The organism is Methylobacterium phyllosphaerae (genome assembly GCF_001936175.1).
Classification (GTDB): domain Bacteria; phylum Pseudomonadota; class Alphaproteobacteria; order Rhizobiales; family Beijerinckiaceae; genus Methylobacterium; species Methylobacterium fujisawaense.
On record NZ_CP015367.1, the window covers coordinates 3,631,228 to 3,655,466 of the forward strand.

Consider the following 24,239-nt stretch of genomic DNA (forward strand, 5'->3'; position numbering starts at 1 on the left):
AGGGGGCCGGGGCGGGGTCAGCGCCCTCCGGCCGGGTGCCGCCGGGGCGCCGTCAGCGGATCACCGCGCCGAGGAGGCGCGCCGCCTGCCGGAGATCCGTGTCGTCCCGCGGGCCGCTCAGGGCATAGGCCGTGTCGCCGGCATTCCACGACACGACGTCGCCGTCATCCGAGCCGGTGAGCGTCGTCGGACCGCCGCGGATGCCGCGGGTGGCGAACAGCGACGCCTCGCCGAACCGACCGGCCTCCAGGGCGACCTCGATCCCGGTGCCGTGCCGGGCGGGGAAGACCTGGATGTCGCGGACGCGCCAGCCATCCGGCAGGGCCGGGAGATCGATGCCCGTCGCCGAGCGCAGGCGCGGCCGGTCGTAGACCGGATCGTCGGCTTGGCCACCCATGCTCTTGCGCAGCTGCGCGACGACCCGGGCCTGGCGCGCATCCGCGATCAGGGCCGGGTCCGGCGTCGCCGCCTGGGTGTCGGGAACGCCGAAGCGGCCGATCTCGTCATGGGCGAGCCAGCCCGCCCCCACGAGCACCGCGATGGCCGCGGCCCGCTTCAGGCGCGAGGCGACCCGGCGCCAGCGCAAATTCCGGTCGAAGCGACGCGCCAGAACGACGTTCCGGTCCGGCCCGGGCCCGGGAACGCGCTCGAAACAGGCCCGCAGGGCGTCGCGATCGTGCATCTCGGCCATCACCCGGGCCGCGGCCTCGGGGTTGGCCGCGAGATGGGCCTCGACGTCGAGACGGCGCATCGGGTCGATCTGCCCGTCGACGAAGGCGATGAGATCGTCGTCTGTGATCGGATCGATCATCGTGAAAGTCCTCGAATCCAGCGTGCCCGGAGGCGATCCGCCGGTCGCAATCGTTCAATCGGCACCGGCGCCCGCGGGCGCCGGACCTGTGTCGGCGCGGTCCTCAGCTCTCGCCGACGGCGCGTCGGAGGTGCCAGTGGGACCCGCTTTTCGGCTCATCGGACACGACGAGCCGGAGGGTGGAGGGTGGCCCGCGACGCGTCTCGGGTGCCCGGGACGGTTCCCCTTCGCCGGAGGCCCGGTCGGCCCGCGTCCCCTCTTCGAAGGCCCGCAGGGCCGCCCGGCCGCGGCCGAGACGGGACATCAATGTGCCGATCGGAATGCCCAACACGGCGGCCGCATCGGCGTAGGCCATGCCTTCCAGCGTGACGAGATGGAGCGCGGCGCGCTGCTCCTCCGGCAGCTTGAGGAACGCCTGCCGAATCTGGGCGAGGCGCACCTGGCCCTCCTGGGCCGGCGGGGCCATGTCCTCGGTCATCCGCACCAGCGTGTCGGCGTGACGGGCCTCGACCTGCCGGCGGCGCTGCTCGTCGATGAAGGCGTTGTGCAGCACCGTCATCATCCAGGTGCGCAGATTGGTATTGGGCCGGAGCGTGCCCTGCATCTCCAGCGCCCGCACCAGGGTATCGTGCACGAGATCGTCGGCCCGCAACGCGTCGCGGGTCAGCGAACGCGCGTAGCGCCGCAGGGGCACCATCAGGTCGAGGAGGTCCGGGCGCGTGTTCTTGTCCGATGCCATGGGATGTGAACGCGAGGCAGCGGCCTTTTAATCCCGCCTGTCGGCCGGGTCTCGGATGTCAGGCCTGATCGAGGGCTGCCGCGATGCCCGAGATCACCCGCGGATCCGTCGGCTCGACCTGCGTGGCGAAGGCCGCCGCCAGGGTGCCGTCCCGGGCGATCAAGTACTTGTGAAAATTCCAGCGCGGCGTCTCGGCCGGGCGCTCGGCCGCTGCCCAGCGGTAGAACGGGTGGGCGCCCGGCATCTTCACCCGGGTCTTGGCGGTGAGCGGGAAGGTGACGCTGTGATTCTTCCGGGCGGCCTCCGCGATGGCCGGGCCATCCAGCGGCTCCTGATTGCCGAAATCCGGCGAGGGCACGCCCAGGACCGTGAGCCCCCGGTCGCCGAACCGCGTCCAGAGCGTCTGGAGCCCGGAGAGTTGCCCGGCATAGCCGCAGGCCGTGGCGGTGTTGACCACCAGGATCGGCTTTCCCGCATAGGCCGAGAGCGGCATCGGCGCGCCCTCGGGCGTCTCGAAGGCGAAGTCCGTGGCCCGCGTGGCCTCGGCGGCGCGGGCGGTGCCGGCAAGGCCGGCACCGATCAGGATGAGAGCCTCGCGGCGCAGCAGCGTCATGGCAGGTCTCCGGCTCGGACGTCCCGCGGCCGCAACGGGCCAGGTCGGACGGGGGATCACCTCATTGATATGCCTGCTGCAGGTCGACCGTACAGTCTCGGCCGACTGCGTCATAATTCTCCGCGAGCCAGGCTTGCGCGGCGGCGCGGCCCTTATCGCGCAGGCGCTTGAAGACGGTCCAGCGGGCGTCGAGCTTGGAGGCGGCGTTGTAGTCCTCCAATGCGTCGGTCCCGTCGATGCGGTGCACCAGGACCCGGCGATACTGGCCCTGGCCGAGAACGCCTTCCTCGATCAGCCCGTCGAGGAAGTCGATCGCCCGCAATTCCCGCATCAGGTTGGCGTTGAAGGTGATCTCGTTCAGCCGGTCGCGGATCTCGGCCTCCGTGCGCGGGGTCTCCCGCCGCTCCACGGGGTTGATCTGCACGAGCACGATGTCGCGGGTCTGGGCGCCGCGATGCAGGGGGTAGAGCGGCGGATTGCCGAGATAGCCGCCGTCCCAATAAGGCACGCCGTCGATCTCCACCGCCTGGAAGACGGTGGGCAGGCAGGCCGAAGCCATCAGGTGATCGACGGTCAGCCGCTCACGCTCGAAGACCGCGAGCTTGCCCGTCCAGACATTGGTGGCCGAGACGAACAGGCCCGCCGTGTCGGCCTCGCGCAGGCGGTCGAAATCGACCTGCTCGGCCAGCGCCTTGCGCAGCGGGTTGATGTTGAGCGGGTTCGACACGTAGGGGCTCGGCGCCAGCATCTTGGCCCAGAACTCAGCCACCGGATTGCCCTTCCACAGGCTGAACAGGCCGCTGACGAAGTTGCGCTGGGCCGGGCCCAGGTCGCCGTCGAGGCTGACCTCGCGCCAGAACCGCTCCAGACCCTCGCGGGCTCCGTCCGGGCCGCCCTTGAGCCAGCCATCCACGAGGACGACGGCATTCATCGCTCCCGCGCTCGCCCCCGTGACCGCCTCGAAGCCCAGACGCCCATCTTCGATCAGCGCATCGAGGACGCCCCAGGTGAAGGCGCCGTGCGCACCGCCGCCCTGCAGCGCCAGGGCCACCGGCTTCTCCGCCTTGGGCCCGGCCAGCACGTGGCCCGACCCCTGGGCGGACTGCGCCTCGATCACGTCCGAGACGGGTGACTCGGGGACGGCAGTGGCCGGATTGTGCGGCTCGCCGCCGGATTGCTCGTTCATGTCGGCCTCCTGGTCCGGCCGCTTAGATGGGATGCTGCATTGCAGCATCAACCGTCGGCCACGCCTGCGGTCCGCGGCCCGCGCCCCCGCCGACCCGAGCGAATCGGCAACAGAGGCGGACGAAATCCCGATGGCGCCGAAGGCAAACGCCGCGCGGACGTGCAGCAAACTCGACATCCGCGCCCGGATACGACATGACAGCCGCGATGCTGTCATGCGCGATGCTGTCCTGCGTGGCGCCGGCTTGACGCGGCGCCGGGTCGTCCGCAGCTAACCCGCGACAGCCCCGAAGTTCCGGCGAAGCGTGTCCCGGGACAGACCCGGCAGCCCTCAGGCTCCGGCGTCCCGTGAGGCGCGCCCGCGAAGGTCCACGATGGAAGTCATGGAAGCCACCCGTTCCGAAAGCCCTGCCGCCGACAACCCGCTGGCCGGTGGCGGCCCGGAAATCGCCGGCCCCGCGCCGCGCCACCGCACCGTCGGCGTGACGGTCGGCGAGGGCGAAGGCGCGGTCACGGTCGGCGGCGGCGCGCCGATCGTCGTCCAGTCGATGACCAACACCGACACGGCCGACATCGACGCCACGGTGGCGCAGGTTGCCCAGCTCGCCCGGGTCGGCTCGGAGCTGGTGCGCATCACGGTCGACCGGGACGAGGCGGCGGCGGCGGTGCCGAAGATCCGAGAGCGCCTCGACCGGATCGGCGTCCACGTCCCGCTGGTGGGCGACTTCCACTACATCGGCCACAAGCTGCTCGCCGACCACCCGGCCTGCGCCGAGGCGCTCGCCAAGTACCGGATCAATCCCGGGAACGTCGGCTTCAAGGACAAGAAGGACACCCAGTTCTCGGCGATCATCGAGCAGGCGATCAAGCACAACAAGACCGTGCGGATCGGCGCCAACTGGGGCTCGCTCGACGGCGAGCTGCTCACCCACCTGATGGACGAGAACGCCAAGGCGCCGCGGCCGATCGATGCCCGCGCGGTGATGCGCGAGGCGATGGTGCGCTCCGCGATCAGCTCGGCCGACCGCGCCGTGGAACTCGGCCTGCCGCAGAACAAGATCATCCTCTCGGCCAAGGTCTCGGCCGTGCAGGACCTGATCGCCGTCTACCGCGAGGTGGCGCGCCGTTCGGATTACGCGATCCATCTCGGCCTCACCGAGGCCGGCATGGGCTCGAAGGGTCTCGTGGCCGCCTCCGCCGCCATCGGCGTGCTCCTCCAGGAGGGCATCGGCGACACGATCCGCTACTCGCTCACCCCGGAGCCGGGCGGCGACCGGACCGTCGAGGTCAAGGCCAGCCAGGAACTCCTGCAGACCATGGGGTTCCGCACCTTCGTGCCGATGGTAGCGGCCTGCCCGGGCTGCGGTCGCACGACCTCGACCACCTTCCAGGAACTCGCCCGGGACATCCAGAACTGGATCGTCACCTCCATGCCGGAGTGGAAGAAGTCCTATCCGGGCGTCGAGGGGCTGAACGTCGCCGTGATGGGCTGCATCGTGAACGGCCCGGGCGAATCGAAGCACGCCGATATCGGCATCTCGCTGCCCGGCACCGGCGAGACCCCGACCGCGCCGGTCTTCATCGACGGCAAGAAGGCCATGACCCTGCGCGGCCCGACGCTGGCCAAGGATTTCGAGACGATCGTGATCGACTACATCCAGCGCCGATTCGGTCAGCAGGGCGGGACGCGCACCGCCGCCGAGTGAGGCGCGGTGCGGGGGTAAACACCCCCGGCCCGCTCCCGTCGCGGCTCGGTGAAGTCTATCCTCGCCCGGGAGGACACCTCCCGCCGCACCGGCATTCCGGGGCTCCATGGGCGGGCCCGGAAACAAGAACCCGCGTCGATTCAGGCGCTTGATCCATCGGCGCATCGGGTCGGCATGCGAGCGTGTCGCGCCTCCGGCGCATCGCATTCGGACCTGAATCGCACCGAGACCCAGCTCCGCGATCTTCGCAGAGGCACACGGTTTCCGGCCGCACGAGGGCATGATAGCAAGGCCACACGATCCCGCGAGCGGTCGGCCCGGTGGCCGGCCCGCACGGTTCGGCGGAGTGTTCGCGTGTTCTGCCCGGCCCCGACTGGCCCCTGAGCCGAACCGCGAAGCGCCGGCCACGCCCGAGCTTCCGACATCCCCATGAGCCACAACTTCGCACCCGGCGTAGCAGCCCAGCCCGCGCCCGCAGCGCCCGACGCCGCGCGGGAGGCCGCCGCGGCGTCCGACGAGACGACCGGCCAGACGCCCATGCACGGGCCGGCGACCTCCGGCACCCTCGATGCCCCCGAGAAGGCGGAGACGCGCCACGGCCATGCCGGCTTCTGGACGCTCCTCGTCGGCTCCGTCGGCGTCGTCTACGGGGATATCGGCACCAGTCCGCTCTACGCCTTCCGCGAGGCGCTGGTCCCCGCCCGCACCGACGGCATCCTGCTGCCCGAGGAGGTGATCGGCACCGTCTCGCTGATCCTCTGGGCGCTGTTCATGATCGTGACGGTGAAATACGTCGCGATCCTGCTGCGCATGGACAACAACGGCGAGGGCGGCATCCTCTCGCTGATGGCGCTCGCCCGGAAGGCGCTGGGCGGCTCGCGCATCGTGTTCATGCTGGGATTGATGGGCGCCTCGCTGTTCTACGGCGACGCGGTGATCACCCCGGCGATCTCGGTGCTCTCGGCGGTGGAGGGCCTGAAGCTCGTCACCCCCGCCCTCGACGATTACGTCCTGCCGATCACCGTGGTGATCATCGTCGCGCTGTTCCTCGTGCAGAACCGCGGCACCGGCAAGGTCGCGGCCTTCTTCGGGCCGGTGACCATCGTGTGGTTCCTCGCCATGGCGCTGGCGGCACTGCCGCATATCGGCCTGCACCCGGAGGTGTTCCGCGCCGTCAATCCCTGGCACGCCGTGAACTACCTGCTCGGCCATGGCACCGGGGCGCTGGTGGCCTTGGGCGCGGTGTTCCTGGCGGTGACCGGGGCCGAGGCGCTGTTTGCCGATCTCGGCCATTTCGGCCGCAAGCCGATCCAGCTGGCCTGGATCGGCCTCGTCTTCCCGGCGCTCGCCCTCAACTATCTCGGGCAGGCGGCCCTGGTGCTGGAGAAGCCCGACACCGCCGACCCGTTCTTCCAGCTGGTGCCGGCCTGGGGCCTGCTGCCGATGGTGATCCTCGCGACGATCGCCACCGTGGTGGCGAGCCAGGCGGTGATCACCGGCGCCTTCTCGTTGTCCCGGCAGGCGATCCAGCTCGGCCTGCTGCCGCGGCTGGAGATCCGCCATACCTCCGAGTCGCATGCCGGGCAGATCTACCTGCCGCAGATCAACGGGCTGCTGATGGTGGGCGTCGTCCTGCTGGCGGTGCTGTTCAAGACCTCCTCGTCGCTGGCCTCGGCCTACGGCATCGCGGTGACCGGTACGATGCTGCTCACCGCCTCGCTGACCTTCCTGGTGATGTGGCGCATGTGGAAATGGTCGCCGGTGGCGGCGGCCGCCGTGATGCTGCCCTTCATCGTCCTGGAGTTCCTGTTCCTGCTGTCAAACCTGATCAAGGTGGTGGAAGGAGGCTACGTGCCGCTGCTGCTCGCCGGCGGCCTCATCATCCTGATGTGGACCTGGGTGCGGGGCGTCACGATCCTGTTCAACAAGACCCGCAAGACCGACGTGCCGCTCGTGGAACTGGTCGGCATGCTGGAGAAGAGCCCGCCCCACCACGTGCGCGGCACCGCGGTGTTCCTGACGAGCGATCCCGAGATCGCCCCGGCCGCGCTCCTGCACAACCTCAAGCACAACAAGGTGCTGCACGAGAAGAACGTGATCCTCACCGTCGAGACGGTGGACACGCCCCGCTCCAACGAGGCCGACAAGGTGCGGATCGAGCCGGTGGGCCCGCATTTCTACCGGGTCGTGATGAAGTTCGGCTACATGGAGACGCCGAACATCCCGAAGACGCTGGTGCTGCTGCGCCGCCAGGGCTTCAAGTTCGACATCATGGCGACGTCGTTCTTCCTGTCGCGCCGCTCGATCCGGCCGGCGGCGCATTCGGGCATGCCGCTCTGGCAGGACCGGATCTTCATCACCCTCGCCAAGAACGCGAACGACGCCACGGACTTCTTCCAGATCCCCACCGGACGTGTGGTGGAGGTGGGGACGCAGGTGACGGTCTGAGGGCCGCGCCGCCATGGTCATCGGCGCGCGCGTCCTGACGATCCGTGGGCCGGTGGCGGACATTCCCGGCGCGGTCCGGCTCGAGCGCCGGAAGACACGGACGGGCACGGGATCTGCCGCTTCACGATCGGCCGGCCCGAGGAGCCGTGCAACAATTTCGGGGCCGGCGTCGATGCGCTGCGGGCCGTCCACTTAGCGATGCAGAGGTCCGGCATCGACCTCAAGGTCAGCGCGGCCCACGAGACCGGCACCCGGGCGGGGGCAAAGCCCGGGCATGGGCCGGCTCTCCTATTCCGTAGAACGGCCACGCGCGTCCGATCGGCGCGGACAAGGTCTCGAGGAGCGAGGGCCCTGCGCTCCCTGTGCGAGCGGAGCGAAGCCACCCGGCACGCCACGCGCACCGGGTGCGCGCGGTCGTGGATCACGTCGTGCCCCGCGTGAGGCATGCTGCCTGTGATCGCACGCCCTGACGATGTGCGCCGCCGCACGCGGCATGTCCTGAGCGCAACCACTCGCGGATGACCGGCCGCGTCCCTGCGTTGCGCCCGGCCCGAGGCCTGATTTAGAATACTTATTATTCTGAGCTTGAGCGTTAGCCCGGCGGCCCGGCCGCATCGGTGAACGTTAGCCGGCAAATCCGGCCTTGGCCTCCGGCCCGGCTCAGACCCGACTGATCGCCGCTCCGGCGCCGCCAGACAGGACGCAACGATGATCAAACTCACCGTGAACGGGGCTGCGCGCAGCTTCGACGGCGACCCCGACATGCCGCTGCTGTGGTACCTGCGGGACGAACTTGGGCTCACCGGCACGAAGTTCGGCTGCGGCGTCTCGCTCTGCGGGGCCTGCACCATCCATCTCGGCGGGACGGCGACCCGTGCCTGCATCACCCCGGTCTCGGCCGCCGCCGGCCAGGAGGTCGTCACCATCGAGGGGCTGTCGCCGGACGGCAACCACCCGGTGCAGGTGGCGTGGCGCGACCAGAACGTCGCCCAGTGCGGCTTCTGCCAGTGCGGCCAGATCATGCAGGCCGCCGCGCTCCTGAAGGACACGCCGAAGCCGTCCGATCAGGACATCGACGACACCATGAGCGGCAACATCTGCCGCTGCGGCACCTACCCGCGCATCCGCGCCGCGATCCATCAGGCTGCCGGCCAGCCGGCGCCCGCCACCAAGGGAGAGCGCCTGTGATCCACGACGCGAAGATGAGCGCCCAGCTCGCCGCCGGCACCAAGCCGGCCCTCGACAATGTCAGCCGCCGCGGGATCCTCGGCGGCGCCGGCGCTCTCGTTCTGGCCCTATCGCTGCGTCCGGCGCGAGCCGACGAGACCCAGACCGCCGAGCAGAAGGCCCAAAAATTCGGCGCCGACGGCATGCCGCACGGCTGGCGCGACGATCCGAAGATCTTCGTCGCCATCGCGCCGGACGGCACCGTCACGGTGACCAACCACCGTTCCGACATGGGCCAGGGCATCCGGACCTCGGTGGCCTTCACGGTCGCCGACGAGCTGGAGGCCGACTGGTCGAAGGTGAAGGTGGTCCAGGCCTGGGGTGACGAGACCCGCTTCGGCAACCAGGACACCGACGGCTCGCGCTCGACCCGCCACTTCTTCCAGCACTTCCGCCACGCCGGCGCCGCCGCGCGGCTGATGCTGATCCAGGCCGCGGCCAAGCAATGGGGCGTGCCGGCCTCCGAGGTGACGGCGGTCAACCACACCCTGACCCACGCCAAGTCGGGCCGCACCCTCGGCTACGGGGCCGTGGCCCAGGCCGCCGCCGAGCTGCCGGTGCCCACCGACGTCAAGCTGAAGGACCCCAAGGACTTCCGCTACATCGGCACCGGCAAGGTCGGGCTGATCGACAATTTCGACATCACCACCGGCAAGGCCGTCTACGGCCTCGACACCAAGCTCGACGGGATGCTCTACGCGGTCGTCGCGCGCCCGGCCGTCTATGGCGGCACGGTGAAGTCCTTCGACGACAGCGAGGCCAAGAAGGTCCCGGGCGTCGTGAAGATCTTCAAGATCGACGGCGGCACGATCCCGTCCGAGTTCATGCCGCTCGGCGGCGTCGCCGTGGTGGCCAAGAACACCTGGGCGGCCCTGAAGGCCCGGGACGCCCTCAAGATCACCTGGGACGACGGTCCGAACGCCGGCTACGACACGGACGCGTTCCGCAAGGAGCTGGAGGCCGCGGCCCGCAAGCCCGGCAAGGTCGTGCGCACGCAGGGCGACGTCGACGGCGCCCTCGCCAAGGCCAAGACCAGGGTCGAGGCCGAGTACTTCGTGCCCCACCTCGCCCAGGCGCCGATGGAGCCCCCGGCCGCGGTGGCCCGCGTGAAGGACGGGTTCTGCGAGGCCTGGGCCTGCACGCAGGGTCCGCAGGCGGCCAACGACCGCCTGATGAAGGCGCTCAAGCTGCCCGACGACAAGGTCAAGGTGAACGTGACGCTGCTCGGCGGCGGATTCGGGCGCAAGTCCAAGCCCGACTACGTGGTCGAGGCGGCGCTCTGCTCGCAGGCCGTGGGCGGCGCCCCGGTGAAGCTCGCCTGGACCCGCGAGGACGACCTGCACCACGGCTTCTACCACACGATCTCGGTGGAGCATCTGGAGGCCGGCCTCGACGACAAGGGCATGCCGGTGGCGTGGCTGCACCGCTCGGTGGCGCCGACGATCGGCTCGATCTTCGCGCCCGATCCGAAGCACGAGCTGCCGTTCGAGCTCGGGATGGGGCTGGTCAACACGCCGCTGAACATCCCGAACATGCGGCTGGAGAACCCCGAGGCTGCCGCCCATGTCCGCATCGGCTGGTTCCGCTCGGTGTCGAACATCCCGCACGCCTTCGCGATCCAGTCCTTCGTGTCGGAGCTGGCGCACGCCGCCGGCCGCGAGCCGAAGGAGTACCTGCTCGACCTCATCGGACCCGATCGCAAGATCAGCCCGACCGAGATCGGCGACGTCTGGAACTACGGCGAAGACCCGAAGCGCTACCCGATCGAGACCGGCCGCCTGCGCGGCGTGATCGAGGCGGCCGCCAAGGGAGCGGGCTGGGGGCGGCAGATGCCCAAGGGCACCGGCCTCGGCATCGCCGGCCACTACAGCTTCGTCACCTACACGGCGGTGGCGGCCGAGGTGGAGGTCGACGACAAGGGCCAGGTGAAGGTGAAGGCGATCGACATCGCGGTCGATTGCGGGCCGCAGGTGAACCCGGAGCGCATCCGCTCGCAGATGGAAGGCGCCGTGGTCATGGGGATGGGGCTCGCCCTGACCTCCGAGATCACCTTCAAGCAGGGCCGGGCGGTGCAGAACAACTTCGACGGCTACGAGGTCCTCCGGATCGACGCCGCCCCGAAGGTGGTCCGCGTGCACCTCGTGCCGACCGGCAATTGGGACGGGCCGCTCGGCGGCGTCGGCGAGCCCGGCGTGCCGCCGGTGGCGCCGGCGATCGCCAACGCGATCTTCGCGGCCACCGGCCGCCGGGTCCGGCAATTGCCGATCCGCGATCAGCTGAGCGCCTGAACCGTCACCCGTCGCGAGACGTTGGGGCCGCAGGGGGAACCTGCGGCCCCATTCTTTTGGAAAGTACCCGACCCGATGATGCGTCCCGCCCTGACGGCCTGCCTGACCCTGATCCTGACGGCAGCCCCGGCCCTCGCCTCGCCCTGCGGCGACCGGATCGACAGCGTTTCCAAGCGGGTTCAGTCCGAGATGAGGCAGTCGATCTCCGCCTCGACCAGCGGCCAGGGCAATGCCGCCAAGCGCGGCGGCGAGGGGGTCACCGGCACGGAGGGTCAGCGGGCGAAGGAATCCCCCGAGGCGCCGCCGGAGAAGTCGGCCCAGGCCGGCCAGGGGGCGGATGCCGCCCAGCAGGCGCAGGTCGCCCTCGAGGAGGCGCGCACGGCCGACTCGAAGGGTGACGCCAAGGGCTGCGAGGCGGCCCTGTCCCGCGTCGAGCAGCAGTTGAAGAAGACACCCTGAGGCACTTCATAAAACGGGCTGACGGGTTCGATGCGCGAGGCTGGCCGCTCCCGCATCGATCCAAGCCACCTCTCTCATCCTGAGGCCCGCTGCGCGGTCACCTGAGGATGAGGGGAAGGGTTCGACGTGAGCCCTGGCTGGCTTTGCCGCCCTCACCGGCCCAGCGCGCTGATCTCGATCACGAACTTCCGCCGCAACGCCCGCGAGAAATCGCCGTAGCCGGCGGCCGCCAGCAGGAACGCCCCCGGGCCGCCGATGACGTGGGCGCGGTACCATTGCTCCAGGCTCGTGCGTTCCTGCGGCAGCGGGGTCGGGAGCAGGCCGTAGCCCGGCGCCCGATAGGCCCCGGCCCCGACCACGTCGTTCTCGCCCGGCACCAGGATCGGCAGGCCGTTGACCGTCGCGCCGGTGGCGAGCAGCGCCGCATGCGCCTCCGCGAGGCTGTCGGCGTCGGTGCAATTGTCGATCCCGTCGCCGGAGACGTCGACCACCACGCGCTCGGCCGGGATCGGGAGCGTCGGGAGCACGGCGTCGGTCACCGTGCGGAACATCTGGCCGAGGCAGGTGAACTCGCCGGCCTGCCGGGGCGTGGCCCGGACCAGGGCGGCGGTCGCCGCAGCATCGACGCGGTTGGCGATCCGCCGCCAGCCGACCGCGAGGTTCGCCCGGTCCGCCCAGGTCACCATCGCGAACAGGATCCCGCCCGGATTGCCGGTGATCGCGCCGATCACCGACGGATCTTCCAAGGCCTCCGCGATGCCCTCCATCTGGAGCCGGAAGCGGGATTCGTCGACGGATTGCGACACGTCCACCGAGACGACCAGCGCGGTGGCGACGCTCTCGGGCGCGGCCTTGGCGGGCGCCAGCCCGAGGAGCAGGAGGCCGGCGCCCCGCAGCGCGCCGCGGCGGATCCATCCCGAACCCGTCCGCATCATCGGCCTCGGCACTCCCGGAAGGCGCGGCCCTGCGGCCGTCGCGCATCCGTTAGGCCACGTTTCGACGGGACGCGAAACCGGCCTTTCGGGGGGGCCGCCGCGCGGCCCCGCCCGTCGGACCGACGCGCTGCGGGCAGGCCCGGATGCGCGTCGGCAGGGTGTCGTGCGGGCGCGAAGCCCGGCCCCGGTGAGGAGGATTCGCTCCGGCGGCGGTAGCCCGCTCATCTCGGAGGTGGCCCGTCCTCCGGCCCCATCCCTGGGCCGGCCGCGGGGTCGTCGAGGACGGCCTCGGCCGCCCCGGAAGGTGCTTAGGCCGCCGCCGCGGCGGCGAGGGCGTGCCGGTTGCCGTTCAGGCCGGCGCAGAGATCGTCGATCTCGGCGAGGTCCAGCGCCTCGCCGGCACGGCCGGCGATGGTGTCGATCAGGTGATCCTGGCGGGGATCGAACGGATGACCCTGCATCCGGTAGAACTGGTAATAGCGCAGCGCCGCCAGGACGGTGTCACGCTCGCGGTCGGTTACGGTGAAGTGCTGCATGGGTAGTTGCTTCCCCTTGTGGCTTCAACGAACGCCCGGGTAGGCCGCGACGCCGATCCCGAGCTTGACTGTTGTAACCCGTGGGCAACTGCCCGACCAGTTCTTGACAGCTCGCGCCGATGTGATTCGCGTCATTTAAGATTTTGATCCTGGCCGGATCCGGGCGATCACGGATCGAAAAATCCTGTTCTCACAACAGCTTGGCAAACCGGCTCGCGAATGCCGCGCGGTCGGACCCGGCCGTTGCCCGTCCCGAGTCTCCGCATGGACCCTCATGGACCCTCATGGACCCGCGCCGCCGCCCCCGGGCCCGCCTAGAGGCCGAGTTCGGCCAGATAGCGCGGCAGTGCGGCGCTCGCCGGCCCGTACCGGGCCTCGTCGAAGGCGTCGGCGTTGTCGGACGGCTCCAGGTTGACCTCGCAGGTCGGGATGCCGAGCGCCCAGGCCTGCCGGACGTAGCCCGCCGCCGGGTAGACCGCCCCCGACGTGCCCACGGCCACGAACAGGTCCGCCCCGGCCAGCGCAGCCTCGATCGCATCGAGGTGCATCGGCATCTCGCCGAACCAGACCACGTCCGGCCGCATCCGGCCCGACGCGCCGCAGGCGGGGCAGCGATCGGCCCGGCTCAGGTCGGCGCACCACGGCGTGACCGCACCGCAGGCGCAGCAGCGCGCCTTGAGCAATTCGCCGTGCATGTGGGTGACCGCCTGCGAGCCGGCCCGCTCGTGCAGGTCGTCGACGTTCTGCGTGCACAGGAACAGCCGCCCGCCCCGCGCGGCGAGCCGCGCCTCGGCCTGCGCCAGAGCGACATGCGCGGCGTTCGGCTCGGCCGCGACCGCGCCGCGGCGGCGATGGTCGTAGAAGTCGAGCACCGTGTCGGGGTCGGCCGCGTAGGCCTCCGGGGTGGCGAGCCGCATCGGGTCGAACCGCGCCCAGATCCCGCCGCGGTCCCGGAACGTGCCGAGCCCGCTCTCGGCCGAGACGCCCGCCCCGGTCAGCGCGAAGATCGTCCTGGGATGGTCCGTCATGCGGTGCTCCTGCTCGCCGGAAATTGGCCGGATATGTCCGCTGGCTGGCAGCGCGGTTTCTTTCGCCCAGGGCCAAGCCGAGGAATCCTGCGGCTCGCTTCACCGAGCGGGAGACACGAAATGTCCGATGTTGCGCTGCTGGTCATCGATGTCCAGGAATCCTTCCGGCACAGGCCCTTCTGGAACGACGCCGATGTCGCGCCCTTCACCGAGCGCCTGCAGACGCTCATCGACGGTGCCGCGGCGCGCCGGATTCCGATCCTGCAGATCTTCCACCTCGCCGAGAGCGGTCCCTTCGCCGCCGCCTCCGGCCATGTCCGCACCCTGGAGCCGATCGTGATCGCGCCGACGGCGATCTTCCACAAGCGCCGGCACAGCGCCCTGGTCGATAGCGGCCTGCCCGGCTGGCTGACGCAGCACGGCATACGGCGCCTGATCGTATCCGGCATCCGCACCGAGCAATGCTGCGAGACCACCACCCGCCACGCCTCCGACAGCGGCTGGCAGGTGGATTACGTCACCGAGGCGACGCTGACCTTCGCGATGACCCATCCGTCCGGACGCCGGTTCACGGCGGACGACATCAAGGCCCGCACCGAGCTGGTGCTGATGGACCGCTTCGCCCGCATCGCCACGGTGGAGCAGGCGCTCGCCGGTCGGGACTTGCCGGTCGCGGCATGAGCGGGACGGCGCGGCGCATCCCGGTCCTCGTGGTCTTGCCGCCGCGCACCCTGCTGCTCGACCTCGCGGGACCGGTCGAGGTCCTGCGCATCGCCGGGGCGGCTCAGGAGCGGGTCGCGTTCTCGGTGCGCTACGTGGCGCCGCAGGCGCGCACCCGCTGCTCGATCGGTCTGGATCTCGGCGGCACCGAGCCGCTGCCGGAGGCGATCGCGCCGGGCACCGTGGTGCTCGTGCCGGGCGCGTCGGCCCGGGTGCTCGGCGGCGAGGCCGATCCGGACGAGGGCGCCGCCGAAGCGCGGATCGTCGACTGGCTGCGCGGCGCGGTCTGGCCGGGCCACACCCTGGTGACGGTCTGCGACGGTACGCTGCTGGCGGCCCGGGCCGGCCTGTTCGACGGCTATGCCTGCACCACCCATCACGCGAGCTGCGCCCGGCTCGCCGCCCTGGCGCCGCAGGCGCGGGTGCTGGAGAACAGGCTGTTCGTGCAGGACCGGGACCGGTTCAGCAGCGCCGGCGTGACCGCGGGCGTGGACCTGATGCTCCATCTCGTCGCCGAATGGGCCGGCCCGGCCGCGGCGCTGGCGGCGGCCCGGACCCTGGTGGTCTACATGCGGCGCGGCCCCGACGACCCGCAGCTCTCACCCTGGCTCGAAGGCCGCAGCCACCTGCACCCGGTGGTGCACCGCGCCCAGGACGCGATCGCCGCCGAACCCGCCCGCGCCTGGTCCCCCGAGATCCTCGGCCGCCTCGCCGGGGCGAGCCCGCGCAACCTCGCCCGGCTGTTCCGGGTCCATGCCGGGATGACGGTGACCGACGCGGTCAACCGCGCCCGGATCGCGCTGGCCCGGGACCTGATCGCCCAGACCGACCTTGCCCTGGAGCAGGTCGCCGACCGCGCGGGCTTCGGCTCGGCCCGCCACATGCGGCGGGTCTGGCGTCAGTTCCACGACGCCGCGCCCTCGAATCTCCGAACCCAAATCTTGGTTTCGAAAGGTCCGTGACCTTTCGCGGGTCCAGGGCGGAGCCCTGGGGCCTCAGGGGCACCGCCCCCGAACCCCTGCCAAAGGGGTGAGCCCTTTGGGATCCCCCTGACCACGCTCTGGACCCCGCCAGATGGCTGTGCCCTCCTCGCATCGTCCGAATCGGCGCGGACGATGCATCCGCCCGTCCCGACAGGCGCCCGCGGGCGCGGAGGAGAGCGCATCATGCCCGAATTCGACCTGGCGATCCGCGGCGGGACCGTGGTCACGGCGAGCGACACGGTTCGGGCGGATGTCGGCGTGCGCGGCGGCCGGATCGTGGCTGTGGCCGAGGGCATCGCCGACGCCGCCCGGGTGATCGACGCCTCCGGCCTGCTGGTCCTGCCCGGCGGCATCGACAGCCATGTCCACATCGCCCAGGATTCGGGCCCCGGCATCGTCATGGCCGACGACTTCGCCAGCGCCACTCGGGCGGCGGCGGCCGGCGGCAACACCTGCGTGATGCCCTTCGCGCTCCAGCCCCGGGGCGCCTCCCTGCGCGGGGCGGTCGACGCCTACCGGGCCAGGGCCGAGGGCCAGTGCCACGTCGACGTGGCGATCCACATGATCATCTCGGACCCGACCGAGGCGGTGCTCGGCCAGGAGCTGCCGGCCTTGGTCGCCGACGGCTACACCTCGTTCAAGGTCTTCATGACCTACGACGACCTCGTGCTGAACGACCGCCAGCTCCTCGACGTGTTCCACGTCGCGCGGCGGCAGGGCGCCCGGGTCATGGTCCACGCGGAGGGCTACGACGCAATCCGCTACCTCAGCGAGCGTCTGGAGCGGGCGGGCGAGACGAGGCCCTACGGCCACGCCCTGTCGCGCCCCGAGATCGTCGAGCGGGAGGCGGCCCACCGGGCCATCAGCCACGCCGAGCTGATCGACCTGCCCATCGTGATCGTCCACGTCTCGGGCCGCGAGGCCACCGAGCAGATCGCCTGGGCTCAGGGACGGGGCCTGAAGATCCGGGCCGAGACCTGCCCGCAATACCTGACCCTGACGGCCGAAGACATGAAGGGGCTCGGCCAGGACGACCCCATGGCGGGGTCGAAATACGTCTGCTCGCCGCCGACGCGGGACGTCGAGAGCCAGGAGGCGGTGTGGTCGGGGATCCGGCGCGGGATCTTCGACGTGGTCTCGTCCGACCATTGCCCGTTCCGCTACGACGACCCGCAGGGCAAGCTGAACCCGCGGGGTAAGACCTCCTTCCGCTGGATCCCGAACGGTATCCCCGGCATCGAGACGCGGCTGCCGGTGTTCTTCTCGGAAGGGGTCTCGAAGGGGCGCATCAGCCTCAACCAGTTCGCCGCGCTCTCCGCCACGAACCACGCGAAGCTCTACGGACTCTACCCGCGCAAGGGCTCGATCGCCCCGGGCTTCGACGCCGACCTGACCCTCTGGGACCCGAACCGGCGCGAGACCATCCGCCAGGCGAACCTGCACCACGGCTCCGACTACACGCCCTGGGAGGGGTTCGAGGTCACCGGCTGGCCGGTGATGACCATCGCGGGCGGGCAGGTCATCGCCGAGGACGGCCGGGTCCTGTCCGAGCCGGGCCGCGGGCGGGTGCTGGACCGGGCGGTCGATCCGGCCGAGCGGCGGGAGGCGTAGCCTTGGCCCGCCGCTTGCTCTCCGGTGTCGGATGGCGGGCGACACAGGGGGAATCGATGTTGCGGACGCGGCGTCGACCGGATCGAGCGCGGGTCCCCTCTCCCGTGCGGGCGAGGGACAGGGTGAGGGGCGTGCGGCGTCCGGATAGGGCGCGCACGGCAAGGGTGTGCCCCGTCCTGAACGTTCTCGTCCCTCACCCCTACCCTCTCCCGCACGGGAGAGGGGGCGTGTCGCGGCCTTCAAGAGTGATCGTGCCACTCTTGTATCTTGCACATCGCCGGAAGCAGGCGAGCCTCACATGAATGTCGAGCTGATCGGCCTGACCAAGCGCTACGGCGCGGCGACCGCGGTCGATGCCATCGACCTGAAGGTGCCGTCCGGGGCCTATTGCTGCCTGCTCGGCCCCTCCGGCTGCGGCAAGACCACCACGCTCCGGATGATCGGCGGCCACGAGCGCGCCAGCGCGGGCGACGTGGTGATCGGCCCGAAGGCAGTGGGCGACGCGGCGCCGTCCGAGCGCGGCACCGCCATGATGTTCCAGAGCTACGCCCTGTTCCCGCATCTCGATGCGCGGGACAACGTCGCCTTCAGCCTGCGGATGCGCGGAATCGGCAAGGCGGAGCGCCGGGCCAAGGCCATGGCGATGCTCGACCTCGTGCAGATGGGCCACCTCGCCGGGCGCCTGCCGGCCCAGCTCTCCGGCGGCCAGCAGCAGCGCGTCGCGCTCGCCCGCGCCCTCGTCACCGGCCCGAAGGTGCTGCTGCTCGACGAGCCGCTCTCGGCGCTCGACCCGTTCCTGCGGGTCCGGATGCGGGTCGAGCTGAAGCGGATCCAGACCGAGCTGGGCCTCACCTTCATCCACGTCACCCACAGCCAGGAGGAGGCGATGGCGCTCTCCGACCTCGTGGTGGTGATGAATGCCGGGCGGATCGAGCAGGCCGCCGACCCGCGCACCGTGTTCGAGCGGCCGGCGACCGCCTTCGTGGCCCGGTTCATCGGCGGCCACAACGTGATCCGCCTGCCCGACGGGCTCATCGCCGTGCGGGCGGACCGGATGCGCCTCGGCGCCGAGGCCGGCCCCGCCGCGCGGCCGGCCCGGGTGGTGGCTGTCGAGTACCAGGGCACCAGCGTCCATGTCGGCCTCGACGCAGAGGGGCTGGAGCGCGCGCCTGAGAGCCCCGCCGCCCTCACGGCGATCCTCAGCGACGCGGATTTCGCGGCCCGCCCGCTGCGCCCGGGCGACACGATTCCGGTCGGCTGGGACGCGGCCGCCGCCCACCGCCTCGACGCGTAACCGGTACGGAGACGACGATGGATGCTTTCTCGAAGCCGAGCCGGCGCACGCTCCTGAAGGGGGCCGCCGCGCTGGCCGCGACGCCTGTCACCGGCTTCCCGGCGGTGCACGCCGCCGAGCCGGTGACCCTGCGCTACCTCGGCACCGCGGTGAACCAGTCCGCCGACATCGCCAGGAAGGTGAAGGAGGATCTGGGCCTCACCATCGAGTACATACCGGTGGTGACCGACGAGGTGACCAAGCGCGTCGTCACCCAGCCGAATTCCTTCGACCTGGTCGACACCGAGTATTTCAGCCTCAAGAAGATCCTGCCCTCCGGCAACCTCCAGGGCATGGACGCCAAACGGATCAAACTGGCCGACAAGATCTCGTCGATCTTCACCAAGGGCGAGGTGGGGGGCCGGAAGATCGGCGACCAGGGCACGGCCCCCCGGAAGGTCTTCTATCTGGAGGGCCAGGATTCGAAAAAATTTGCCGGCGAACAGACCGAGTGGATCTCGCTGATCCCCACCGTCTACAACGCCGACACGCTGGGCATCCGGCCGGACCTGATCAAGATCCCGGTGACGAGCTGGAAGGAGCTCCTGAACCCGGCCTTCAAGGGCAAGGCCTCGATCCTCAACATCCCGTCCATCGGTATCATGGACGCCGCGATGGTGGTGGAGGCCACCGGCGACTACACCTACGGCGACAAGGGCAACATGACGCGCCCTGAGATCGACCGCACCATCAAGGTGCTGATCGAGGCCAAGCGCGCCGGCCAGTTCCGCGCCTTCTGGCAGGACTTCAACGAATCCGTGAACCTGATGGCCTCGGGCGAGACGGTGATCCAGTCGATGTGGTCGCCCGCCGTCACGAAGGTGCGCGCGCAAGGCGTGCCCTGCACCTATCAGCCGTTGAAGGAAGGCTACCGGGCCTGGGCCTCGGGCTTCGGCATCCCCAAGACCCTGAGCGGCAAGAAGCTCGATGCCGCCTACGATTTCATCAACTGGTTCCTGTCCGGCTGGGCCGGGGCCTACCTGAACCGACAGGGCTACTACTCGGCGGTGCTGGAGACCGCACAGGCGAACATGCAGCCCTACGAATGGGCCTTCTGGATGGAGGGCAAGCCCGCCGAGAAGGACATCCTCGGTCCCGACGGCACCCTGATCGAGAAGGCCGGCGCCACCCGCGACGGCGGCTCCTTCGACGCGCGGATGGGCGCGGTCGCCTGCTGGAACGCCGTGATGGACGAGAACACCTACATGGTGCGCAAGTGGAACGAGTTCATCGCGGCGTGAGGGCGGTGGGCGCCCCCTCCCCGTCCTTCTCCCTCCGCGGGCCCTCGGAGACGCCCGTCCTGCGCGGCCACGCGGCTGCCGGATGGAACGCGGGCCCCCTCTCCCGCACGGGAGAGGGGGCGCGGTGCGCCTCGCGGGAGCCGATGTGTGAACATCGGAGCCCGCAGAGGGGGAGGGAAGCGGCGGCGCGCGTGGGGCGAATCCGATGACCGATCTCGCCCTGCCCGCCGCCGAGACCGCCGCGCGGACCGCAGCCCCCACCGTTGCGGGCCGCCCGCGCCGCCGCACCCTCGCCTATCTCCAGGCCGCGCCGCTGGCCCTCGTCTTCCTCGTCTTCCTGGTGGTGCCGCTGGTGCTCACCGGGATCGTCTCGCTGTGGGAGTACAACGAGTACGAGATCATCCCGGCGCTGACCCTGCAGAACTACGCCGACGTCTTCGACGGCTGCCTGTCCGCCGACCTCTGCACCACGCTGCGCACCTATCTCTCGACGGTGAAGTTCGTCGCGCTGACGCTGGCGATCACCCTGCCGCTGGGCTTCGCCATCGCCTACTTCCTGGCCTTCCACATCCGCTCCGGCACGGTGCGGATGGGGCTGTTCCTGCTCTGCACGATCCCGTTCTGGACCTCGAACGTGATCCGCATGATCTCGTGGATCCCGCTGCTCGGCCGCAACGGCCTCGTCAACGACACGCTCCGTGCCCTCGGGCTGATCCGCGCGCCGATCGAGGGCCTGCTCTACTCCGACTTCGCGGTGGTCCTGGCCTTCGTGCACCTCGACACGGTGTTCATGATCGTGCCGATCTTCAACAGTCTCGCGCGGATCGACCGGCGCCTGATCGAGGCGGCGCGCGACGGCGGCGCGTCCGGCGCGCAGATCCTCTGGACCGTGATCCTGCCGCTGGCCAAGCCCGGCATCGCCATCGGGACGATCTTCGTGACGACCCTGGTGATGGGCGACTTCGTCACCGTCGGCGTCATGGGCGGCCAGCAGATCGCCAGCGTCGGCAAGGTGATCCAGGTGCAGATGGCCTACCTGCAATTCCCGGCCGCCGCGGCCAACGCCATGGTGCTCTTGGCTGCCGTGCTGCTGATGATCCTGGGACTCACCCGCATGATCGACCTCCGGCGGGAGCTGTAGCGATGGACCGGCCCCGCGGCCTCGCCTTCTATCTCCTGGCCGGCGTCTTCGCCCTCTACGTCCTGTTCCTCTACGGGCCGACGCTGACCATCCTGGCCCTGAGCTTCCAGGGGCCCTCCGGCGGCCTGACCTTCCCGATGAACGGCGTGTCGACCCACTGGTTCGCCAAGCTCTGGGAGGGCGTCGGCGTGGTCGACATCTGGGCGGCTCTGCGGCGCTCCCTGGCCCTCGGCCTCGTGGTGATGGCGCTCACCGTGACGATCGCCTTCTATGCCGGCCTCGCCTTCCGGAAGGGGTTTCGGGGGGCCGGCCTCGTCTTCGCCCTGGCGGTGTCGAGCCTGATCGTGCCCTCGATCGTGGTCTCGCTGGGCATCGGGCTGGAGTTCCGGCTCCTCGACGATGCGATCAAGGCGCTCGCCGCCGCCACCGGCTGGGGGTTCCTGGAGGATCACGGCACGCTCATGGGCCTCTACACCTCGGCGCTGGGGGCGCACCTGACCTGGACGCTGCCCTTCGGCCTGCTGATCATGTTCGCGGTCTTCAACCGGTTCGACCCGGCCTACGAGGAGGCCGCCCGCGACCTCGGCGCCAGCGGTCCGCAGACGCTGCGCCACGTGGTGGTGCCGATCCTCGCCCCCGCCCTGGTCGGCGTCGCGCTGTTCGGTTTCACCCTGTCGTTCGACGAACTCGCCCGCACCAGCCAGGCGATCGGCGGCCGCAACACCCTGCCGCTGGAATTGCAGGGCCTGACCACCACGGTGACGACGCCGGAGATCTATGCGCTGGGCACGATGACCACCGCCGTCTCGGCGCTGGTGATCGGGACGGCGCTCGGCCTGACCCTGTGGCTGCAGAAGCGCCGGGCGCGGCGGGCCATGGCGGGGTTGCGGTAGGGCGCTTACCCGCTCACCCTGGAGGCCGTCGAGTCGACGAGGTTCGCGGGTGTGGCCATCTGGTTCCGTTGCGATCGCGATCCTCGCTTACGGCCGCGGCAATACGGTTCTGATCGAGATCGAGACGCCTGCCGGACGGCTGGAGGCTGTCGGCGAACTGGAGCAGATCGGCCGAACCTTGTATTTTCGTCGCGCCCACATCCAGGGGCTGCACAAGGGTGCCCTTGGGCGAGCGGGGCTGAACGCGATCGGCGCGGAGATCCTGAGAGAGGCTGAAGTCGATGCGGTCGTCATTGAAGGAGGCGCTCGAACGACAGGAGCGGGACCGAAACGGGGGCGCCGGCCACCACCCTTCCGGTATCCCCGTTGAACTCGTGCTTCAGATTTCGGCCTCGAACGATCAGCCCGTCGACCTCGTGAAGGCCCTGATGGCATTCGGCCTGGACTTGCACGAGGCGCACGACATCGTCGATCGCTTGGCGAGCGGAGAAAAGGTCGCGACCACCCTATACCTGACCGCCGAGGGTGAATCGCCTTTCGCATTGAGCCGCTTCGGTGTGATGGTTGGCGCCCCCCAGCCGGTCGACGCGGCTTCCATCCCTGTGGATGTGCTGAACGCGATCGAGGCGTGGCGCCTGTCCGAGCCGGAGCGTCCCACCCGGGATGAGGCGATCGGCATCATCCTCCGCCGCGGCCTCGCGGCCGCGTAAGGGCTCCACCGCAACATTGCCAACCCACCCCCATCCGTGTATGCGCAGCCCGCGCCCCCGAGACACCCTTGGAGGCAGGGGCGCGTCGGGAAGGGCTTGGCCGTCCGCACAGGGCGGCCTTTTCGCGTTCCGGCTCCAGCAATTCGTAAGGATCACGCCATGAGCGCAGTCAAGACGCTTGAGGCCGTGGCACGCGACCGGGTCGGCAAGGGGGCCGCCCGGGCCGTTCGTCGCCAGGGCCAGATTCCCGCCGTCATCTACGGCGGTGGCCAGCCGCCGCAATCCATCGCGGTCGATCTCATCCGCACCCGCACCCTGATCTACGCGGGCGGCTTCAAGACGACGCTGTTCGAGATCAACGCTGGCGGCAAGAAGATCCGCGCGATCCCGCGCGACTTCCAGCTCGACCCGGTCTCCGGCGTGCCGCTGCACGTCGACTTCCTGCGCGTCGTCTCGGGCCAGACCGTCACCGTCGAGGTGCCGGTGCACTTCGTCAACGAGGACGCGGCCCCCGGCATCAAGAAGCTCGGCGGCACCCTCAACATCGTGGCCCACACGCTCGCCCTCGACGTCGCCCCGGATCAGATCCCGGACGCGATCGAGGTCGACCTGACCGGCCGCGCGATCGGCGACGTGATCCACGTCTCCGACATCAAGATCCCGGCCGGCACCTACACCGGTGAGGCGACCGATCCGGTGGCCAACATCGTGCCGCCGACCGTGCTGGGCGCCGAGGTGGAGGCCGAGGAGGCCGCCATCGCCGAGGCGCAGTCGGCCGAGGCCGCCGAGGAGAAGGCCGAAGCCGAGGCCGAGACCTCCGAGGACGAGAAGAAGGACGGCGAGGAGGCCTGAGCCTCGTCGCACTGCTCCGCACTCTCGAGAGCCCCGGCCCTGCCGGGGCTCTCTTCGTTCGGGCGGGCGGTCAGGGATAGAGCCGCGCGCGGCTCCAGCCATCGCCGGCCCGGGTGAAGCGGACCCGGTCGTGCAGGCGGAAATCGCCGTTCTGCCAGAACTCGAGGGTGACCGGCGCGATGCGGAAGCCGGTCCAGTGCTCCGGCCGGGGGATCGGCCCTTCGCCGTAGCGCTCGGAGAGGTCCGCCACGGCGCTCATCAGCGTGGCGCGATCGGCGAGCGGGCGTGATTGCTGGCTGGCGATGGCGCCGAGCCGGCTCTCGCGGCGGCGGCTCTGGAAATAGGCATCCGCCTCCTCGGCCGTCACTGGCGTGATCGGGCCCCGGGCCCGCACCTGCCGACGCAGGCTCTTCCAGTGCAGCACCAGGGCGGCTTGCGGGTTCTGGGCCAGCTCCTCCCCCTTGGTGGATTGCGTGTTGGTGTAGAAGACGAAGCCGCGGGCGTCGACGCCCTTCAGCAGCACCATCCGCACGTCCGGCAGCCCGTCCGACCCGGCGGTGGCGAGCGCCATCGCGTTCGGGTCCTCGGGTTCGGCCGCCTCCGCGTCCTTCATCCAGGAAGCGAACAGCCCGAAGGGGTCGTCGCTCAGTGTGAAGTCCGCGCTCTTCGGGTCATCGGTCCTTAACTGATCCACGCCAAGACTCCTGCCTGCCGCGTCAAGGGCCTGAGGGGGCACCGACATCGGCATGTTCGGTCGAGCGGAAAGCCCGTCGTGAGTCA

Annotated in this window: 22 protein-coding genes and 1 pseudogene; 15 read left to right on the forward strand and 8 right to left on the reverse strand. The window is 70.4% G+C overall.

Annotation, left to right across the window (positions count from 1 at the left end; translation table 11 throughout):
• Positions 1-52: 52 nt before the first annotated feature.
• From MCBMB27_RS16490 to MCBMB27_RS16505, 4 genes are all read right to left on the reverse strand, one after another.
• Entirely contained in the window at positions 53-811 is a 759-nt protein-coding gene (locus MCBMB27_RS16490) for an anti-sigma factor (protein WP_075380870.1), read from the reverse strand.
• Positions 812-914: 103 nt separating this feature from the next.
• Complete coding sequence (locus MCBMB27_RS16495; RefSeq protein WP_075380871.1) at positions 915-1,550, reverse strand: sigma-70 family RNA polymerase sigma factor; 636 nt, start codon at positions 1,548-1,550, stop codon at positions 915-917.
• A gap of 58 nt (positions 1,551-1,608) precedes the next feature.
• Positions 1,609-2,163: a glutathione peroxidase gene (locus tag MCBMB27_RS16500; RefSeq protein ID WP_075380872.1), complete on the reverse strand. Its 555-nt coding sequence runs from the start codon at positions 2,161-2,163 to the stop codon at positions 1,609-1,611.
• A gap of 61 nt (positions 2,164-2,224) precedes the next feature.
• Entirely contained in the window at positions 2,225-3,349 is a 1,125-nt protein-coding gene (locus tag MCBMB27_RS16505; RefSeq protein ID WP_075380873.1) for a patatin-like phospholipase family protein, read from the reverse strand.
• A 373-nt stretch (positions 3,350-3,722) separates the two neighbouring features.
• On the opposite strand from MCBMB27_RS16505, the gene ispG reads away from it, so the two are divergent.
• From ispG to MCBMB27_RS16530, 6 genes and pseudogenes are all read left to right on the forward strand, one after another.
• On the forward strand, positions 3,723-5,054 hold the full coding sequence (ispG, locus tag MCBMB27_RS16510; RefSeq protein WP_043356351.1) for a flavodoxin-dependent (E)-4-hydroxy-3-methylbut-2-enyl-diphosphate synthase: 1,332 nt from the start codon (positions 3,723-3,725) through the stop codon (positions 5,052-5,054).
• A 429-nt stretch (positions 5,055-5,483) separates the two neighbouring features.
• Positions 5,484-7,502: a potassium transporter Kup gene (locus MCBMB27_RS16515; RefSeq protein ID WP_043356352.1), complete on the forward strand. Its 2,019-nt coding sequence runs from the start codon at positions 5,484-5,486 to the stop codon at positions 7,500-7,502.
• A gap of 96 nt (positions 7,503-7,598) precedes the next feature.
• Positions 7,599-7,943 (forward strand): annotated as a pseudogene (locus MCBMB27_RS30990) (DUF6968 family protein); the annotation flags it as partial.
• A gap of 267 nt (positions 7,944-8,210) precedes the next feature.
• Positions 8,211-8,690, forward strand: coding sequence for a (2Fe-2S)-binding protein (locus MCBMB27_RS16520; RefSeq protein ID WP_043385201.1), 480 nt, complete (start codon positions 8,211-8,213; stop codon positions 8,688-8,690).
• On the forward strand, positions 8,687-11,017 hold the full coding sequence (locus MCBMB27_RS16525; RefSeq protein WP_043385197.1) for a xanthine dehydrogenase family protein molybdopterin-binding subunit: 2,331 nt from the start codon (positions 8,687-8,689) through the stop codon (positions 11,015-11,017). Before MCBMB27_RS16520 ends, MCBMB27_RS16525 begins: the two co-directional genes overlap by 4 nt.
• 75 nt (positions 11,018-11,092) lie before the next feature.
• Positions 11,093-11,476 carry a hypothetical protein gene (locus tag MCBMB27_RS16530; RefSeq protein WP_043352202.1) on the forward strand — a complete coding sequence of 128 codons (384 nt, stop codon included), beginning with the start codon at positions 11,093-11,095 and terminating at the stop codon, positions 11,474-11,476.
• A 152-nt stretch (positions 11,477-11,628) separates the two neighbouring features.
• Here the strand turns inward: MCBMB27_RS16530 and MCBMB27_RS16535 are convergent, their stop codons facing one another.
• The 3 genes from MCBMB27_RS16535 to MCBMB27_RS16545 form a co-directional block, all read right to left on the reverse strand.
• Positions 11,629-12,408 carry a DUF1194 domain-containing protein gene (locus tag MCBMB27_RS16535; RefSeq protein WP_043385316.1) on the reverse strand — a complete coding sequence of 260 codons (780 nt, stop codon included), beginning with the start codon at positions 12,406-12,408 and terminating at the stop codon, positions 11,629-11,631.
• A 311-nt stretch (positions 12,409-12,719) separates the two neighbouring features.
• On the reverse strand, positions 12,720-12,947 hold the full coding sequence (locus tag MCBMB27_RS16540; RefSeq protein ID WP_043352204.1) for a hypothetical protein: 228 nt from the start codon (positions 12,945-12,947) through the stop codon (positions 12,720-12,722).
• Between the two features lie 314 nt (positions 12,948-13,261).
• The gene (locus MCBMB27_RS16545; protein ID WP_075380874.1) at positions 13,262-13,975 is read right to left on the reverse strand and encodes an SIR2 family NAD-dependent protein deacylase; all 714 of its coding nucleotides are present in this window, start codon (positions 13,973-13,975) and stop codon (positions 13,262-13,264) included.
• Between the two features lie 120 nt (positions 13,976-14,095).
• Here MCBMB27_RS16545 and MCBMB27_RS16550 point away from each other — a divergent pair, with 120 nt between their 5' ends.
• The 9 genes from MCBMB27_RS16550 (at position 14,096) to MCBMB27_RS16590 (ending at position 23,459) form a co-directional block, all read left to right on the forward strand.
• Entirely contained in the window at positions 14,096-14,656 is a 561-nt protein-coding gene (locus MCBMB27_RS16550) for an isochorismatase family protein (RefSeq protein WP_075380875.1), read from the forward strand.
• Entirely contained in the window at positions 14,653-15,657 is a 1,005-nt protein-coding gene (locus MCBMB27_RS16555) for a GlxA family transcriptional regulator (RefSeq protein ID WP_075380876.1), read from the forward strand. Before MCBMB27_RS16550 ends, MCBMB27_RS16555 begins: the two co-directional genes overlap by 4 nt.
• Positions 15,658-15,861: 204 nt before the next feature.
• Positions 15,862-17,289 carry a dihydropyrimidinase gene (hydA, locus tag MCBMB27_RS16560; RefSeq protein ID WP_075380877.1) on the forward strand — a complete coding sequence of 476 codons (1,428 nt, stop codon included), beginning with the start codon at positions 15,862-15,864 and terminating at the stop codon, positions 17,287-17,289.
• A 298-nt stretch (positions 17,290-17,587) separates the two neighbouring features.
• A complete protein-coding gene (locus tag MCBMB27_RS16565) occupies positions 17,588-18,583 on the forward strand; it encodes an ABC transporter ATP-binding protein (RefSeq protein ID WP_075380878.1) in 996 nt (331 codons plus the stop codon).
• Between the two features lie 17 nt (positions 18,584-18,600).
• Positions 18,601-19,863: an ABC transporter substrate-binding protein gene (locus MCBMB27_RS16570; protein ID WP_043386400.1), complete on the forward strand. Its 1,263-nt coding sequence runs from the start codon at positions 18,601-18,603 to the stop codon at positions 19,861-19,863.
• Between the two features lie 205 nt (positions 19,864-20,068).
• Positions 20,069-21,004 carry an ABC transporter permease gene (locus tag MCBMB27_RS16575; RefSeq protein WP_075380879.1) on the forward strand — a complete coding sequence of 312 codons (936 nt, stop codon included), beginning with the start codon at positions 20,069-20,071 and terminating at the stop codon, positions 21,002-21,004.
• A 2-nt stretch (positions 21,005-21,006) separates the two neighbouring features.
• Positions 21,007-21,897 carry an ABC transporter permease gene (locus tag MCBMB27_RS16580; protein ID WP_043386406.1) on the forward strand — a complete coding sequence of 297 codons (891 nt, stop codon included), beginning with the start codon at positions 21,007-21,009 and terminating at the stop codon, positions 21,895-21,897.
• A 281-nt stretch (positions 21,898-22,178) separates the two neighbouring features.
• Positions 22,179-22,607 (forward strand): hypothetical protein, encoded by a 429-nt coding sequence (locus tag MCBMB27_RS16585; protein ID WP_139231610.1) that lies wholly within the window; start codon positions 22,179-22,181, stop codon positions 22,605-22,607.
• A 159-nt stretch (positions 22,608-22,766) separates the two neighbouring features.
• Positions 22,767-23,459, forward strand: coding sequence for a 50S ribosomal protein L25/general stress protein Ctc (locus MCBMB27_RS16590; protein ID WP_043386413.1), 693 nt, complete (start codon positions 22,767-22,769; stop codon positions 23,457-23,459).
• Between the two features lie 70 nt (positions 23,460-23,529).
• On the opposite strand, the gene pdxH is transcribed toward MCBMB27_RS16590, so the two are convergent.
• The gene (pdxH, locus tag MCBMB27_RS16595) at positions 23,530-24,153 is read right to left on the reverse strand and encodes a pyridoxamine 5'-phosphate oxidase (protein WP_083683572.1); all 624 of its coding nucleotides are present in this window, start codon (positions 24,151-24,153) and stop codon (positions 23,530-23,532) included.
• Positions 24,154-24,239 lie beyond the last annotated feature (86 nt).